We start from the raw sequence: 16,119 nt of genomic DNA, 5'->3' as shown, positions 1-16,119 counted from the left end.
GGAACGTCCGCACTCGTGCGGCGCCGGGGACGGATCCTCAGCCCAGCCCGAGTTCCGCGTCCCTGGCCTGCTCGACCTCGCGGCGGAAGAGGCGGAACCACATGAAGACGACGAAGCCGGCGAAGACGAACCACTCGCCGATGTAGCCGAGGTTCTGCGCGGCGCGCAGGTTGAGGCCGCCGCCGGAGGAGTCCGCGGACGCGGTGAGGACCACGGGCCGGAGGCCGTCCGCCGCCGGGTCGGCGGCGAGCCAGCCGTTCCACACCTGGTACGGCAGGGCGTTCACCAGGGTGGTCGCGCTGATCATCCCCAGCTGGCCGCGGGGCAGCGAGCCCGTGGTGATGGCCTGGGCGGAGTCCTGGGTCTCCGGCAGCTCCAGCCGGGCCGTCACGGTCACCGTGCCGCCCGGCGCCGCCGGGGCCGTCGCCGGAGCCCGGCCCGGCGCCCAGCCGCGGACCACGGGCACGTACACCCCGGACGCCGTCCGCAGCGGGGTGAGCACGTAGTAGCCGCGGGCGCCCTTCACACCCCCGTCCGCCGTGCGGTCCGGGACCAGCAGTTGGTGCGCCCCGTCGTAGACCCCACGGACCGTCACCTCGCGTCCCTGGTCCGCCGCCTGGGCCTGCTTCGCCAGCAGCGGCTCCGCCGGGAGCGCCCGCTCGGACGAGGCCGCCGCCTGCTTGCCGCCGCTGTGATGGCTGTGCAGTTCGTACCGGCTGACCTGCCAGAGCCCCAACCAGATGCAGACGGGCACGGCGACGAGCGCGAGCAGGTTGATGCCGAGCCACCGCGGCGTCAGGAGGAACCGGTACACCACACCACGGTAAACCGGTCGCCACTCCGCCCCGGGCGCGGGGTCACTGCCCGGCGACCGGGTCCGTCCGGTAGACCGTCCCGGCGCACGCGTCGGGGATCGTGGCCGAAGCGGCCGACGTGCCGCCGGCGCCGGGGGTGTGCCCGAGGACCAGCGTGGGCGCGGTGGTCGCGACCGTCTGAGGCCGGGGCTGGGCGGCCATCGGACCCTCCCCCGCCGCCGCCCCGGAGTTCGAGGACGTGCCGGGGCTGCCGCTGTCGGTCGGCGAGGCGGAGGCACTGGGCTGGTCGCTCGGCGAGGCCGAGGCGGACGGGGAGGCCGTGGCGGCGCAGCCGCCCGAGGCCGGCACCCAGGCGAAGCGGAGCAGGTAGCTCTGGCCGGGCGCCAGCAGCACCGGACCGGCGCTGCTCGGCGGCGGGCTGGGCAGCCCGCTCACGCCGTCGCCCGCGGAGTGCGGGACGACCCGGACCGCGGTCGGGTCGGGTGCGGACACCACGACGACCGTGCCGGGGCGGGAGACGCTGCAGTTGGTGGCGGAGACGTTGACCACGCGGAACGCCCCGTAGACCACGCCCTGGGCGTCGGGCGTGCCCACCTCGGCCGTGCCCTGGCCGAGTTGGGCGCGGGTGCATTCGGCGGCGGTGTGCGCGGGGCCGGTCTGCGCCGCCGAGGCGGGCAGCGGCGGGACGGGTGCGCCGGAGGGGGTGGCGGTCACCAGCAGCCCGGAACCGCCCTGGCCCGGCAGCGGGGAGGCGGTGTAGCCGAGCCAGCCGCCGGCGCCGGGCCGACTGCTGGACCCGGTCCCGGGCGAGGGCCCGACCCGCCCGTCCGAGCCCTGCGTGGAACTCGCCGTCTGGACCGAGGCCGTGCTGTCGAAGGGCTGGGCCATCACGACGCCGATCAGCCCGACGGCGGCCACCGCAGCCGCCGCCAGCCCGACCCGGCGACGCCGGGCGCGGCGCTGCGGAATGGCCTCGCGCAGCCGGACCAGCGCGTCCGGCGCGGGCTGCAACCGGCCTACCACGGCGGTGAGCTGACGGCGCAACAGTTCCTCGTCGCTCGGCGGCGGGGGCGGCGTTCCGTCCAGCCACGGCGGCAGCTGCGCGGGGGCGGCGAGCGGCATCGGCGGCGGCAGCACCCCGTCCCTCCCGGCGCCGCCGGGACGGACGACGCGCAGGTAGCGGGGGCGCTCCGGCGGCACGGGGGGCGTGGGCGGCGTCGGGCGGTTCACGAGGCGTCCATGCTGAGTCGCAGCGCGGCCAGGCCGCGGGAGGCGTAGGCCTTGACCGAGCCGAGGGAGAGCCCGAGGGTGTCCGCGACCTGGGCCTCCGTCATGTCGGCGAAGTAGCGCAGCACCAGCACCTCGCGCTGACGGCGCTGCAGACCCCGCATGGCGAGCATGAGTTGATCGCGCTCCAGGGCGTCGTAGGCGCCCTCCTCGGCGCTGGCCATGTCGGGCATCGGCTTGGGCAGCAGGCGCAGCCCGAGGATCCGGCGGCGCAGGGTGCTGCGGGAGAGGTTGACCACGGTCTGGCGGAGGTAGGCGAGCGTCTTCTCGGGGTCGCGGACCCGGCGGCGGGCGGAGTGCACCCGGATGAAGGCCTCCTGCACCACGTCCTCGCAGGAGGCGGTGTCGTCGAGCAGCAGCGCGGCGAGGCGGAGCAGGGAGGCGTAGTGCGCCTGGTAGGTCTCGGTGAGCTGGTCGACGGTGGTGCCGACGGTGACGGCCGCGGCGGACGCCTGCGCGTCGGCGTCGACGATCCCCCGGGCGTGCGGGATCGGGGCCGTCACGCGCGGTCCTGCGGGCAATACCAGTGCGGGCACGACAGTTGGACGCACGAACCCGTGCGAGGGTTGTACGCCACGGCCCCTCCCGGTCGCGCCCGCTGCAGAGGTAATCACGGTACGCACCCGATCCGCCCGGCGGAAGCGGAACCCCCCTGTGTCCACATCACCGCCACATGGCTTCCGCCAGTCAGTTGCACCACCACCCCAGGGCGCGAGGCTCCCCCACCCTTCGGGCGGGAGGTGCCCCACCGCGAGCAGCACACCCCTGGGGGAGGTTCGACCTGCAATCGGGGTCGGACCCCCCGTGGGTGGTGGGCTGGTAGCGGTGGGGCACCTCCCGCCCGAAGGGCGGCATCCACCCGCCCCCGGGGGCGGGCTAGCGCCCCGTGCCGCCGTAGACGACGGCCTCGTCGGTGTCGCTGTCGAGGCCGAAGGCCGTGTGCACGGCCTGGACCGCGGCGTTGACGTCCTCGGCGCGGGTGACGACGGAGATGCGGATCTCGGAGGTGGAGATCAGCTCGATGTTGACGCCCGCCTGGGACAGCGCCTCGAAGAACGTCGCCGTGACGCCCGGGTGGGACCGCATGCCCGCGCCGACGAGCGAGATCTTGCCGATCTGGTCGTCGTAGCGCAGCGCCTCGAAGCCGATGCCCTCCTGCACCTGCTCCAGGGCGGCGATCGCCCTGTGGCCCTCGGTCTTGGGGGCGGTGAAGGAGATGTCCGTCAGGCCCGTCGACGCGGCGGAGACGTTCTGCACGACCATGTCGATGTTGATGCCCGCGTCCGCCACGGCGCGGAAGATGCGGGCGGCCTCGCCCGGCTTGTCCGGGACACCGACGACGGTGACCTTGGCCTCGGAGGTGTCGTGGGCGACACCCGAGATGATCGCCTGCTCCATTTCGCCTCCTTCGGGCGCGTTGCGGACCCAGGTCCCGGTCAGTCCGGAGAAGGACGAGCGGACGTGGATGGGGATGTTGTAGCGGCGGGCGTACTCGACGCAGCGCGCCAGCAGCACCTTGGAGCCGGCGGCGGCCAGCTCCAGCATGTCGTCGAAGCCGATCTGGTCGATCTTCCGGGCCTTCTTGACCACGCGCGGGTCGGCGGTGAAGACGCCGTCCACGTCCGTGTAGATCTCGCAGACCTCGGCGTCCAGCGCCGCGGCCAGGGCGACGGCCGTGGTGTCCGAGCCGCCGCGGCCGAGCGTGGTGATGTCCTTGGTGTCCTGGGAGACGCCCTGGAACCCCGCCACGATCGCGATGTTGCCCAGGTCGAGCGCGGTGCGGATGCGGCCCGGCGTCACGTCGATGATGCGGGCCTTGTTGTGGACGGAGTCGGTGATGACTCCGGCCTGGCTGCCGGTGAACGACTGCGCCTGGTGGCCCAGTTCTTTGATCGCCATCGCCAGCAGGGCCATGGAGATCCGCTCTCCCGCGGTCAGCAGCATGTCGAGCTCGCGGCCCGCCGGGTACGGCGACACCTGTTCCGCGAGATCGATGAGCTCGTCCGTCGTGTCGCCCATGGCGGACACCACCACGACCACTTCGTGGCCGGCCTGCTTGGTGTCCACGATGCGTCGGGCGACGCGCTTGATGCCCTCGGCATCGGCGACGGAGGAGCCGCCGTACTTCTGCACGACAAGGCCCACGTGCGCTCCTCGACTCTGTGGTTCGGGCCTTCTGTGTGCGCGGCCCGAGACTGCGCACCACTGTACCGAGCGGTTGTGCGGCGTAGCCGGTGGTCCGCCATGTGATACATCCGTATCATCTGGTGATCAGGGCCGGACCGGCGTCCCTGCGTCCACGGCCCCCTCGGTCCCGGAAGTCTTCCCGGGGCCGCCGTTCCGGGCGGCGGAATCTTCCGCTCCCGGCGCACGGGTGTGATGTTCGACAGATTTCGCGCCCCTGGCGCTCCGGGAGCCGCCCACCGCACCCCAGGCCATCGCGCCCAGCGCCACGGCGAGGCCGGTGAGCTGAAGCGGCGTCAGCGACTGCCCCAGCGCCGCCCAGCCGATGACCGCCGCGGTGACCGGGCTGAGCAGTCCGAGGAAGGATGCCGCCGCTGCCGGCAGCCGGGTCACGCCCCGGAACCAGAGGGCGTAGCCGAGCGCCGTGTTGACGGTCGCCAGATAGAGGTAGCCCAGCAGGTTGGTCCCGGTGACGGCGGCCGGCAGGCCCTCGGCGAACAGGGCGAGCGGGAGAAGGAGCAGTCCGCCCACCGTCAACTGCCATGCGGTCAGCGCCAGCGGGCCCACCCCGGGCGGCAGGCCCCAGCGGCGGCCGAGCACGGTGCCCGCCGCCATCGACACGGCGCCGCCGAGACCGGCCAGCACGCCCAGGGCGTCCAGTCCGGCGTCGGCACGGAGCACGACCAGCGCGACCCCGACGACGCCGAGCAGCCCGGCCGCGAGCGTCCGCGCGCCGGGCCGCTGCCCCAGCACCCGCACCGAGAGACCGGCGACCACCAGCGGCTGCACGGCGCCGAGCACCCCGGCCACGCCGCCCGGGAGCCGGTAGGCGGCGAGGAACAGCAGCGGGAAGAAGGCTCCGATGTTGAGGACGCCCAGCACGGCGGCCCTGGCCCACCAGCTCCCGCGCGGCAGTCGGCGGACGAACGCCAGCAGCACGAGCCCGGCGGGCAGGGCCCGGACCGCGGCCGCCAGCAGCGGACGGTCCGCGGGCAGCAGGGAGGTGGTCACCGCGTAGGTCGAGCCCCAGGTGACGGGTGCGAGGGCGGTCGTGGCGAGCAGCAGGGTGCGGCTGGATGCGGGGCGGGTGTTCATGCGGTCGCCTCTAGGGCGGTGCGGGCCTCGGCGTCGTGCGGCGTCGGAGCGGGGATCAGGACGGGGACCGGCCGGACCGCGTCGGCGGGCAGGCTGCGGCCGAGCCGGAGCAGCAGCGCGGCGGAGGCCAGTGCCGTCGCGGCGACGAAGAGCCAGGGCAGGCTGCCGTGCACCGCGAGCAGCAGGGTGAACAGGGACGGGGCGATGGTGCGCGAGAGCGACCAGGAGAGCTGATAGGTCGCCAGATACCGCCCGCGCAGCGGCTGCGGGGCCGCTTCGGTGGAGAGCGCCGACAGTGCGGGGCTGTGCAGCAGTTCCCCCAGGGTGGCCACCGCGACGGCCGCCAGCAGTCCGGTCATCACGACGGTCACCGAGTGCGGCCGGGCCAGGCCCAGCGCCGCCTGGCCGAGGAAGGCCACCGCGAAGACGACGGCGCCTGCCGCGGCAGCCCTGGTGCGGTCGCCGAAGCGCCGCACCAGCCGGGCCGCGGGCACGCCCGCGACCGCGCAGAGGGCCGTGTTGAGCGCGAAGGCCGACCCGGTGAGGGATTGCGGCGTGCCCAGCCAGTTCGCCGCGAAGGCGGGCAGCAGCACCGAGAGCGCCGAATAGCCGAGGGCGACAAGGAAGTTGGCGGCCGTCAGACCGAGGTAGGGGCGGTCGGCGAGGACCAGGCGGTAGCCGCCGCGCTCACGGCGCGTCCGGGGCCCGGGAGTTGCCGTCGGCTGCGCGCCGCCCGGCACACGCTGGTTGAGCAGCGCCGCGACGAGGAAGCTGCCCGCGTTCAGCCAGGCCGCGGTGAGGAAGCCGGCGTCGCCGAGCCCTGCGATCAGCCCGGTGGCGAGCAGGGTGCCGATGCCCAGACCGGCGTTGGTCAGGCTCCGGCTGACGCCCTGCAGCCGCTCCAGCTCCGGGCCGCTGACCAGCTCGCCGATCCGCGCCTGCTGGGCGGCGGGGAAGCCGCGGTCGCCGATCGCCGTGACCAGGGCGACCGCTGCGAACAGCGGCAGCACGGTGGCGAGCGGGTAGGCGGCGAAGCCGACGGCGCGCAGCAGGTAGAGGGCGAGCTGCGCGCGCTTGGCGCCCCAGTGGTCCACGGCCGCGCCGACCAGGGGCAGGGCGGCCATCGCGACGAAGCCGGTGGCCGTCAGCACGGCGCCGATCAGCGGCAGCGGCAGCCGTGTGACGTGCTGGAAGAAGACCAGGCTGAACGGGATGTACATCCCGGATCCCACCGCGTCCACGGCCATGCCGGTCCAGAGCAGACGTTCCCCCGGAAACCGGCGGGACCGGCCGACCGAATCGCGCCCCGACGACCTGGCACCCATCACCCCTCCTGTTTGCTCGTTGCTAAGTAGCTTAGCACTAAGCAAATCACGGGCAAGCATTATTTCTGGCAGACTGGAGCCATGGCAGAGCAGCGGAAGAAGCAGGACGCGGTGGACGCGATCATCGCCCAGTGGGGTCGGGTACGCCCTGACCTCGACACCCGGGCGATGGAGGTCTTCGGCCGGATCTACCGGCTGTCGCGCGCGATGGGCGACCGGATGGAGAAGGCGTACGCCCAGTTCGGCATCAGCCGCGGCGAGTTCGACGTGCTGGCCACGTTGCGCCGATCCGGCGAGCCCTACTGCCTCTCGCCGCGCGAACTCACGACGACGCTGATGCTCACCACCGGCGGCATGACCGGCCGCCTCGACAAGCTCGAGCGCCGCGGGCTGCTCCGGCGCTCACCCGACCCGCACGACCGCCGGGGCCTCAAGGTCACGCTCACGGCAGAGGGCCTGGAGCTCATCGACCGCGCGGTGACGGCGGGGCTGGCGGAGCAGCAGACGGCGCTGACCGACATGGACGCGCGGCAGGTCGACCAACTCAACGACTTGCTGCGGGAGTTGCTCGCGCACACGGCGGGCCCGCGCTGAGCGCGCGGGCGCTCGGCGGGCTTGCGCTGAACGGGCTTGCGCTGCTGAACGGGACTGCGCTGGGAGTTCGCGTGCCGAGCGGGCTTGCGCGGAGGGGTCGCGCGCCGAGCGGGCCGGTCAGGTCCCCAGCTCGGACGCCATCAGGTCGCCGGCCTGCTGCTCCAACTGCTCGTCGGTGAGGCCGTCGTTGTCCGTGTCGGTGCCGTCCGCCGGGGCGGAGATGGGGCTGTCCAGCCGGACATGGGCCACCAGCGACTGCAGCGCGCGCAGCACCGACGTGGCGGTGGAGCCCCAGTTGGCCAGGTAGGAGAACTGCCACCACCACAGCGCCTCGGAGACCCGGCCCTCGCGCCAGTGCACCAGGCCGTGCCGCAGCTCGGAGACGACCTCGGCCAGATCGTCGGAGATCCGGCACGGCAGGGGCTTCTCGACCTGGCCGTAGGGGTCGAAGACCTCGTGGTAGACGTCGATCGGCGCGAGCAGCTCGGCCAGCTGCTGGCGCAGCTCGTCCGTGTCCTCGTCCGGCTCGGTGTCCGGCTCGTACCGGTCCTCCGGGAGGATGTCCTCGATCGCGCCCAACCGGCCGCCGGTGAGCAGCAGTTGGGAGACCTCCAGCAGGAGCATGGAGATCGCGCTGCCGGGTTCGTCCCCCTTGGCGATCTCGCGGACGGAGAGCAGGAAGCTCTGCACCGAATCGGCGATCTGCACCGCGAAGTCGTCCGGCTCCTGGGGACCCCGCGGGCGGGCGTCGGCGGTGCTGCGGGTGCTGGTGGCGTCAGACATCGAGCAGTCGTCTCCCTTCGAAGGCCCGGCCGAGGGTGACCTCGTCGGCGTACTCCAGATCACCGCCCACAGGAAGGCCGCTGGCCAGCCGGGTCACCTTGAGACCCATCGGCTTGAGCAGCCGGGCGAGGTAGGTGGCGGTGGCCTCGCCCTCCAGGTTCGGATCGGTGGCGAGGATCAGCTCCGTCACCGTGCCGTCCGCGAGCCGGGCCATCAGCTCGCGGATGCGCAGGTCGTCCGGCCCGACGCCCTCGATCGGGCTGATCGCCCCGCCGAGCACGTGGTACCGGCCGCGGAACTCGCGGGTGCGCTCGACCGCGACCACGTCCTTCGGCTCCTCGACCACGCAGATGACCGCGGGATCGCGGCGCGGATCGAGGCAGACCCGGCACTGCTCGGACTCGGAGACGTTGCCGCAGACCGTGCAGAAGCGGACCTTCTCCTTCACCTCGTTGAGCGCGTGCGCGAGGCGGCGGACGTCCACCGGATCGGCCTGGAGGATGTGGAAGGCGATCCGCTGCGCGCTCTTGGGCCCGACGCCGGGCAGCCTGCCCAACTCGTCGATGAGGTCCTGGACCACGCCCTCGTACACGCTGCCTGCCTACCTGTCTGTCCTCTGTGCCTGCGGTGCTGATCCTGCCGATGCTGTCGGCTCCCGCCGATGCGTTCGGGTCCTGCCGGTCTTGCTGGTACTGCTTGCCTTGCTGGTACTGCTTGCCTTGCTGTGCGACTCCTGTGGAGCCGCCTCGGGACTCATCATCCTCCCCGGGCGGCCGCCCCGGCAGCTAGAACGGCAGACCCGGGATCCCGCCGCCGCCCAGGCCCTGCGCCAGCGGGCCGAGCCGCTCGGCCGCGAGCCGCTGCGCGGCGTCGGTGGCGTCGCGCACGGCGGCGACGACCAGGTCGGCCAGGGTCTCGGTGTCGTCCGGGTCGACCGCCTCGGGGGCGATGACGAGGGCCTTGAGCTCGCCCGCCCCGCTGACCGTCGCCTTGACCAGGCCGCCGCCGGCCGTGCCCTCGACCGTCGCCGCGGCCAGTTCGGCCTGGGTGCGCTGGAGCTGCTCCTGCATCTGCTGGGCCTGCTGGAGCAGCGCCTGCATGTCGGGCTGGCCACCACCGGGGAACATGGCGCTCGCTCTCCTTCTGTCCGCTTCCGTCCGCCCGTCCGCGACCAGTGCTCGGGTCGTCGGCCGTTCGTCCGGGACTGCCGTCGGGTCGGGTCGGTTCGGGTACTGGGGTATTCCGGTACTGCCGTCGTTCGGTCGAGCCGAGCCTACGTGCTCCGGATGAACGAATCCTTCATCGTTCGTGGGTGATTTCCTCGATCACCGTGGCGTTCAGCTCACGGACGATCAGCTCCTGCCCGCTGACGCCCGTTTGAGGCGGCGGGACCGTGAGCGGGGCGTCCTCTTCGAAGTCGGGGTAGTCGTCCTCGGGCCCGTAGGGATCCGGCTCGTAGGGCTCGGGCACCGGTTCGGGCGCGGGAGACGGCGCCGGAGCCTGGACCGCGGGCGGCGGGGGGGTACGGGGGGGCGGCGCCACCGTGGGTGCGGTGGGCGTCGCGGGGGCGGCCGCCGACGGCGCCACGGGGGCCGGTGCCGGAGCAGCAGACGGTGCCGGAGCGGGGGTGAACGGGCGCTGCGGCGCCGCCTGCGGCCCGCTTCCCGGTGTGCCCGCGGCCGGACCGGCACCCGTGCCGGGGCCGCCCACGATGCACTCCACCCGCCAGTTGACGCCGAGGGCGTCCTGCAGCGCCTGCCGGAGGATCTCGTCGTGCCCGCCGTTGACGAAGCCGTCCCGGGTGCCGGCGTGCTCGAAGGCCAACTGCAGCGTGGCCCCGTCGAAGCCCGCGACCTGGCCCTGCTGCAGCAGCATCCAGGTGACGCGACGACGCCCCTTGACCGCTTCCAGTATCTGCGGCCACATCTGACGCACCTGCACCACGCCTGCGCCGCCCGCTGCTTGGGCCTGCGGCGCCGGCTGGGGGGCGGGCGCGGGGTGCGCGGGGTGCGCCACCGCTGTGGCCCCTGCGGGCCACGCGCCGGGATCCGCCTGCGACTGCGTCGGTGCTGCCGACGGGGTCGGCGCGGTCGGCGTCGGGGCCGACCCGGCGGGCGCCTGGGGTGCGGCGGGGACTCCGCCGCCGGCGCTCGTGCCGACAGGCCACGCTCCGGCGCCTGCTTGTGCGGCGGCCGGGCCGGGCGCAGCCGAGCTGCCGACCGGTGGGGCACCGCCGGGCGTGCCCGTGGTCGCAGGCCACGCTCCGGCGACCGCAGCCTCGCCTCCGGCGGCGGCCGACGTCTGCGGAGCGGCCGTCCCGACCGGCCACGCTCCCGCGTTCGCCGCGCCCACACCGCTGGCGTCCGGGCCGCCCACGGCGGTCGGGGCGGCTCCTGGGCCGGCCGTCGCCGGGGCGGACCCGGCAGGCCAACTGCCGGACCCACTCGCGGAGTTGCCTCCTGTCGGTGCCTGCGACTGCGGGTGCGGCCGAGCGGCACCCGCGGCTGCGGTCCCCGGGGCGTCCGAACCCATGGGCGCGGGCGCGCCGCCCACCAGGGCCCGGCGTTCCAGCTTCTCCAGCCGGGCCTGCAGCGACCGCTCGTCCGCGAAGGCCGCGGGCAGCAGCACCCGTGCGCAGATCAACTCCAGCTGCAGGCGCGGCGAAGTCGCGCCGCGCATCTCGGTCAGGCCGGTGTTCACCAGGTCCGCCGCGCGGCTGAGCTCCGCGGAGCCGAAGCGGCGCGCCTGAGCCTCCATCAACTCCACGCGGTCGGCGGGTGCGTCGATCAGGCCCTTCTCCCCCGCGTCCGGCACGGCGGAGAGGATCACCAGATCCCGCAGCCGCTCCAGCAGATCCGCCACGAAGCGCCGGGGGTCGTGCCCGCCGTCCACCACCCGGTCGACGATGCCGAACACCGCCGCACCGTCCTGCTCCGCGAAGGCGTCGACGATCTCGTCCAGCAGCGCCGCGTCGGTGTACCCGAGCAGCGCGGTGGCCATGGCGTATGTCACACCTTCGGCGCCCGCGCCGGCGAGCAGCTGGTCCATCACGGACATCGAGTCACGCACCGAGCCGCCGCCCGCGCGCACGACGAGGGGGAAGACGCTCTCCTCCACCTGGATCTGTTCGCGCCCGCAGACGTCCGTCAGGTAGTCGCGCAGCGTGGCCGGGGGCACCAGCCGGAAGGGGTAGTGGTGGGTCCGGGACCGGATCGTCCCGATGACCTTCTCCGGTTCGGTGGTGGCGAAGATGAACTTGAGGTGCTCCGGCGGCTCCTCGACGACCTTGAGCAGGGCGTTGAAGCCGGCCGTCGAGACCATGTGGGCCTCGTCGATGATGTAGATCTTGTACCGGCTGGACGCGGGCGCGAAGAACGCCTTCTCCCGCAGGTCACGCGTGTCGTCCACGCCACCGTGCGAGGCGGCGTCGATCTCGATGACGTCGATGGACCCGGGCCCGCCACGGGCCAGGTCGACACAGGAGCGGCACTCACCGCAGGGCGTGGGCGTCGGCCCCTGCTCGCAGTTGAGGCATCGGGCGAGGATGCGCGCACTCGTGGTCTTGCCGCAGCCGCGAGGGCCGCTGAACAGGTACGCGTGATTGACCCGGTTGTTCCGCAGCGCCTGCTGCAGCGGCCCGGTCACGTGCTCCTGCCCGATGACCTCGGCGAAGGTCTCGGGGCGATACCGGCGATAGAGAGCGAGCGACACGTAACGACCCTAATGCCCACCACCGACAACGGACCGCGCTTCCACACGGCCCGGCCGGAGGCCCGGAACGACAGGACCCCCCGTGCACCCGCCAGAGCTCACCTACCCTTGCTGCCTTCCGGCCCTGGGGGGGTTCAGCGAGATGACGCCACACGAGGGGCTGACCCACACCCTACCGGATCCCGGGCCCGCTCTTCACCGCCCCGACCCGCCACCCTGGAGGCGGTCTCCACCTGCGCGAAAGCGTGTGCACGAGCACCCCCGAACATCTAGTAAGCTCTCCCACGGAGGATTCGCCTAGAGGCCTAGGGCGCACGCTTGGAAAGCGTGTTGGGGGCAACCCCTCACGAGTTCGAATCTCGTATCCTCCGCACCCGCCCATCAGGGCAGACGAAGGCCCGGACAGTTCGACTGTCCGGGCCTTCGTCGTATGGCGTCCCAGTTTCCGCCTCAGTGGGGTCGAGATCCGGCTCCGTCCTGCGGAGTCTCGCCCGACAGCAACCCCGGTCGATCCGGCGGGCGGCGTCCTCCCTGCTCCTGCTGGTTCTTTCGCAGCAGCTGCACCAACCCGTCCGGCAGGCCGACGTAGCGCTTGCTCACGCGGGACGTCGTGTCCTTCGTCTCACGGCGGAGGTTCTGACGCTGCGGGCAGTAGCGCCGCCTTTCCGTCCGGAGGAGCCGTGGAAGCCGTGGGCGTACTTCGGGCGGAGTCGGCCGCGGCGGACTCGGATGAATCGGCCGTCCAGGTCCATGTCCGCCCACCTCAGACCGAGCACCTCGCCTTGCCGCAGGCCCAGTGCCAGGGCGATCACCCACGCGGGCGTTCCGACCCTTGCCCGCCTCTCGGCGAGGATCCGTCGCGCTTCTTCCAAGGTGTAGGGCTCGACCTCCTCCTCTTCGAGCCGGGGGCCTTGGCGATCTGTCGGTTCAGTACTCACCACTCACCGTTTCGTCCGGCCAAAGTGGTGGTCGCTCGACAGCCCGACATGGACGGAGGACGGCCCCGGCAGCTGGGCAGCCAGGGCCGTCGTGGTCCGAACCCAGCGTGTCAGCCGAACCAGCCCTGCAGGTCTGCGATCGCCTGGACGCTCTGGGAGTGGTTCTTGATCGTCACTCCATTGGAGACGTTGACCAGGGCGGGGTTGGAGGAGGTCTGGCCCCTACTGAAGTTGATCGTGGACGAGGCCAGACCGGCCGCGAGATAGCCGCTGCCCAGTGCCTGTGTCTCGGTGAGGTTCAGCAGAACCGACTTGGCGTCTGCGGGGATGCCGTTGCTGATGGTGATCTGCTGGCCGTTGTGCATCGGGCCGCCGCTCGTGCGGGTGTCGAGGAGCCGGGTCGGCCCAGCGGGGATGAACGCCTGCCCCGCGGAAGGGTCGTAGGAGCCCTCGACGTCGACCACCAAGTGCACGTTGCCGGCGTGGTTGTAGATACTCACCGTGCCGTTCATCGCCGTTGCGACGACGGCCTGCCCGGCCGTCGTCTGCCCGGCCTTGAAGTTGATGCTGGAGGTGGCGGGCACGGAACCCGAGCCGTACACGGTGACGTAGCCGTTGGTGCTGGGGGAGACGGCGGTGACGTTGAGCACGAGCGCCGTGTAGTCCCAGGTGGCGTACTGCGGGATGTGGACCTTGACCACCTGGCCGGGGCCCACCGGGATGTCCTTGCCCGTCCGGGTGTCGAGTACCCGGTCGGGAGACGCGTCGGGCAACATGCCCGTGCCGCCCGGCACGCTGGTCCCTGTCCGGTAGTAGCCGGCCAGGTCGGCGACGACGTCGGTGTGCGTGGACGCGAAGATCCGGATCCGGCCGTCTGCGCCGACCGGGACCGTCACCAGGTTCGACCGGTTCTCGTGGGCGGCGAAGTTGACGCTGGAGGCGGTCGGCCGCGAGCCGGATGAGCTGTACGCGGTGAGGTAGCCGGGGCCTGTGGGGTCGGCGGAGGTGAGGTTGAGCGTGACGGCTGTGATGCCGCTGGTCGGGATGCCGGCGACGCCCGCCACCTTGAGGGAGATCGTGCCGCCCGCGGCCACGGTGCCGTGGTGGCCGCCCGTCGTGGTCCGTGTGTCCAGCAACCGAGTCGGGCTGTGGGGGACGAACGCGCTGCCGGTGACGAGCCTCTGGGTGGTCTGCGCGGAGCGGCCGTGGTCGTCGGTTGAGGTCTCGGTGACGGTCCAGGCGCCCGGTCGAGGGTAGGTGTGGGTCGCGGTCGTCTGGGTGCCAAGGCTCTGCATGGGACTGCCGTCACCCCAGTTTACGGTCCTACCGGTGATCGACCAGCCGGACGTGTCACTGTCCCAGACATCCACGCCGGCCTTCAGCGGAGAGGTGGGCGCGGCGCCGACGTCGATGGAGGTGGTGAGCGGATCGGGAGCGTAGACCTGGGTGTTCACGCCGGCCTGGTAGGTGGCGCCCGTCGTGCTGGTCATCGTGACGTGGGAGGACCAGAGCCCGGCCTGGTAGGTGTGGGGGACCTGCGCGTCGGTGCCGGTCACGGCCTGGCTGTTGTCGCCGAAGGTGAAGGCGTACTGGGCAGGTGTGACCTGGTCACCCCACGGGTTGACCAGGGTCGCCTGGAGCTTGCCGGTGGCGGGGCTGTACACCGGGCCCGAGGAGTCGGGCACGAAGGCGAGCAGTTCGTGGATCGGGTCCTGGAACTCGATGGCGCCGCGGTCGATGGGGCCGGTGCTGCCACCCGCCGCGTCCACGATGGGGTCGGCCACCCGGGAACGTCCAAGGGCGTCGGTGTCGGGAAGCCCGGTCACCGTCGGATCCTCGCTGTCGATGGCGGACGAGCTTTCGGTCAGGGCCCCGGTGGTGCTCGCGCCGCACGCGCCGGCGCAGTCGTGGGCGCCCTGTCCGGTGGCCTGAGCGAAATCGGTCTGCGTTGCGTATGCGGTGCCGCCCCACTGGTAGGGCGTGACACCGCTGACGGGTTGCAGGACGTTGTACTGCTCCGAAGTCGTAGCCGTGGAGTCGGGGGCCACGGACAGTTCGGGTCCGCCCTGGCTTCCCGTCAGGACGCTGTCGTCGATCTGCGTCCCACTCGCGTTGCCACGGACGGAGACCCCAGCGCCCAGGGAGTAAGCCACCGTGTCGTTGCGCAGCCGCGTGCCGTTCGCGCCGTCCACGACGACGGCCGCGTCGGCGGAGATCGACTCGTAGAAGTAGTCCACCAGCAACTGTGTGTCCTGTGCCTGGTTGCGGACGACGACCGGCCCGCCGGACGTGCGGGTGCGGGTCACCGTCGTGCTGCCGGACCCGTCGATGTCGAGGGCCGTGGCCTTGCCCGTCTCGCTGATGGCCAGGCCGTCCAGGGAGATGTGGCTGCTGCCGTGCACGTGTACCGCGGTCGTGGAGGTGCCGTCGGTCACCCCCAGTTGGCTGACCGACACGTAGGACGCGCCGTCGATGTCCAGCGCGGGAGTGTCGTTGGCGAGGTTGGTTCGCAGGTACGTCCGGCCCCCGCCGAGGGTGGAGCTGTATACGCCACGCAGGACGATCGGCTGGGCCGCCGTCCCCGAGTGGGTGACGTGCAACGGCGGGTAGACGCCGGCTGCCACCTGCACCGTCTCGCCGGGCTGGGCCGCATCCACCGCCGTCTGCAGGGTGCAGTACGGGACGGCCTGCGCTCCCGCGGCTGGGTCGGTGTCCGAGCAGCCTGATCCCGAGCCGTTGTTGACGTAGATCGTGCTGCCGGTGTCGGCGTGGGCGGGGAATGCCCCGAAATACCCGAGCGTCACAGCTGTGGCCAGTACCACCCCGAAGCGGCGCACGGGCTTCTCCTCACGTCGTACCTGCAGCCATTACGGCGAAGGGGACTATACGTGTGCGTCCTTGCAGGTCAGCGTTCGCAGGCCGGGCGTCGCAGCGGAGCCTGCGCCGACGCCCCGCACGAACAGCACGAAATACGGACAGGGTGGTCTTCGGTTCGCGGGGATGTCCCGAGGCCGGGTAAGAAGGCGGCGCCCCCCGCAGTCGAGACAAGATCGTTTCCTTACCTTTCGAGGGGCTCGCGAAATGGGGTTCCGTCAGCACCTCACCGTCGATCTGCCCTGCGTCCGCTGGTCGGCGCGCCCCATGGCATGCGCTCCGAGATCTGCCGCTGTTGGCTGCGCGGCCGCGATTCGGACGCCGGTCGAAGGGCCCCTGCCGCCAAGGTGCAAGAGTTCGACAAGAATCCCAAGGGTGGGGTGGCTGCCGACAACTGCCTCTCCGCAGCGCGTCCTGGACTGCAGAACGAGGACTCGGGCGCGCCGCCGTACTCAGGGCCTCGGTCGCCGCGGTGCGCAACTCGGAACCGACGGCGCATTCGGTGCCGGGCCG

At 72.5% G+C, this 16,119-nt stretch carries 12 protein-coding genes, 1 tRNA gene and 1 other RNA gene; 2 read left to right on the top strand and 12 right to left on the bottom strand.

The window, feature by feature from the left end; genetic code table 11:
• Positions 1-37 precede the first annotated feature (37 nt).
• From ACFP3V_RS13000 to ACFP3V_RS12975, 6 genes are all read right to left on the bottom strand, one after another.
• Positions 38-814 (bottom strand): SURF1 family protein, encoded by a 777-nt coding sequence (locus ACFP3V_RS13000; RefSeq protein ID WP_380583130.1) that lies wholly within the window; start codon positions 812-814, stop codon positions 38-40.
• 43 nt (positions 815-857) lie between these two features.
• Positions 858-2,045 carry a hypothetical protein gene (locus ACFP3V_RS12995; protein ID WP_380583129.1) on the bottom strand — a complete coding sequence of 396 codons (1,188 nt, stop codon included), beginning with the start codon at positions 2,043-2,045 and terminating at the stop codon, positions 858-860.
• Complete coding sequence (locus ACFP3V_RS12990) at positions 2,042-2,653, bottom strand: SigE family RNA polymerase sigma factor (protein ID WP_380583128.1); 612 nt, start codon at positions 2,651-2,653, stop codon at positions 2,042-2,044. Before ACFP3V_RS12990 ends, ACFP3V_RS12995 begins: the two co-directional genes overlap by 4 nt.
• Positions 2,654-2,978: 325 nt before the next feature.
• Positions 2,979-4,247, bottom strand: a complete 1,269-nt coding sequence (locus tag ACFP3V_RS12985) for an aspartate kinase (protein WP_380583127.1) — start codon at positions 4,245-4,247, stop codon at positions 2,979-2,981.
• A gap of 126 nt (positions 4,248-4,373) precedes the next feature.
• A complete protein-coding gene (locus tag ACFP3V_RS12980) occupies positions 4,374-5,381 on the bottom strand; it encodes an EamA family transporter (protein WP_380583126.1) in 1,008 nt (335 codons plus the stop codon).
• The gene (locus tag ACFP3V_RS12975) at positions 5,378-6,706 is read right to left on the bottom strand and encodes an MFS transporter (RefSeq protein ID WP_380583125.1); all 1,329 of its coding nucleotides are present in this window, start codon (positions 6,704-6,706) and stop codon (positions 5,378-5,380) included. Before ACFP3V_RS12975 ends, ACFP3V_RS12980 begins: the two co-directional genes overlap by 4 nt.
• A gap of 81 nt (positions 6,707-6,787) precedes the next feature.
• Between ACFP3V_RS12975 and ACFP3V_RS12970 the strand changes: the two genes are divergently transcribed.
• Complete coding sequence (locus ACFP3V_RS12970; protein WP_380583124.1) at positions 6,788-7,300, top strand: MarR family winged helix-turn-helix transcriptional regulator; 513 nt, start codon at positions 6,788-6,790, stop codon at positions 7,298-7,300.
• A 117-nt stretch (positions 7,301-7,417) separates the two neighbouring features.
• Here the strand turns inward: ACFP3V_RS12970 and ACFP3V_RS12965 are convergent, their stop codons facing one another.
• The 5 genes from ACFP3V_RS12965 to ffs form a co-directional block, all read right to left on the bottom strand.
• Positions 7,418-8,083 (bottom strand): DUF5063 domain-containing protein, encoded by a 666-nt coding sequence (locus ACFP3V_RS12965; RefSeq protein WP_380583123.1) that lies wholly within the window; start codon positions 8,081-8,083, stop codon positions 7,418-7,420.
• Positions 8,076-8,675 (bottom strand): recombination mediator RecR, encoded by a 600-nt coding sequence (recR, locus tag ACFP3V_RS12960; protein WP_380583122.1) that lies wholly within the window; start codon positions 8,673-8,675, stop codon positions 8,076-8,078. The genes ACFP3V_RS12965 and recR overlap by 8 nt, the downstream gene beginning before the upstream one ends.
• A 193-nt stretch (positions 8,676-8,868) precedes the next feature.
• On the bottom strand, positions 8,869-9,210 hold the full coding sequence (locus ACFP3V_RS12955; RefSeq protein ID WP_380583121.1) for a YbaB/EbfC family nucleoid-associated protein: 342 nt from the start codon (positions 9,208-9,210) through the stop codon (positions 8,869-8,871).
• A 172-nt stretch (positions 9,211-9,382) separates the two neighbouring features.
• Positions 9,383-11,794, bottom strand: a complete 2,412-nt coding sequence (locus ACFP3V_RS12950; protein ID WP_380583120.1) for a DNA polymerase III subunit gamma and tau — start codon at positions 11,792-11,794, stop codon at positions 9,383-9,385.
• Positions 11,795-11,860: 66 nt separating this feature from the next.
• Positions 11,861-11,959, bottom strand: an RNA gene (ffs, locus tag ACFP3V_RS12945) — signal recognition particle sRNA small type.
• 121 nt (positions 11,960-12,080) lie between these two features.
• Here ffs and ACFP3V_RS12940 point away from each other — a divergent pair.
• Positions 12,081-12,165, top strand: a tRNA-Ser gene (locus tag ACFP3V_RS12940).
• A gap of 677 nt (positions 12,166-12,842) precedes the next feature.
• On the opposite strand, the gene ACFP3V_RS12935 is transcribed toward ACFP3V_RS12940, so the two are convergent.
• A complete protein-coding gene (locus ACFP3V_RS12935) occupies positions 12,843-15,569 on the bottom strand; it encodes a hypothetical protein (protein ID WP_380583119.1) in 2,727 nt (908 codons plus the stop codon).
• Positions 15,570-16,119 lie beyond the last annotated feature (550 nt).

The sequence above is a fragment of the Streptacidiphilus monticola genome (genome assembly GCF_042658505.1).
In the GTDB taxonomy this organism is placed as follows: domain Bacteria; phylum Actinomycetota; class Actinomycetes; order Streptomycetales; family Streptomycetaceae; genus Streptacidiphilus; species Streptacidiphilus monticola.
This window is presented reverse-complemented; position numbering and strand designations above follow the sequence as displayed.

Coding starts and splice junctions, on each gene's coding strand:
- ACFP3V_RS12980 (WP_380583126.1), bottom strand. CDS start 5,381: ATGAACACCCGCCCCGCATCCAGCCGCACCCTGCTGCTCGCCACGACC.
- ACFP3V_RS12975 (WP_380583125.1), bottom strand. CDS start 6,706: ATGGGTGCCAGGTCGTCGGGGCGCGATTCGGTCGGCCGGTCCCGCCGG.
- ACFP3V_RS12955 (WP_380583121.1), bottom strand. CDS start 9,210: ATGTTCCCCGGTGGTGGCCAGCCCGACATGCAGGCGCTGCTCCAGCAG.
- ACFP3V_RS12965 (WP_380583123.1), bottom strand. CDS start 8,083: ATGTCTGACGCCACCAGCACCCGCAGCACCGCCGACGCCCGCCCGCGG.
- ACFP3V_RS12970 (WP_380583124.1), top strand. CDS start 6,788: ATGGCAGAGCAGCGGAAGAAGCAGGACGCGGTGGACGCGATCATCGCC.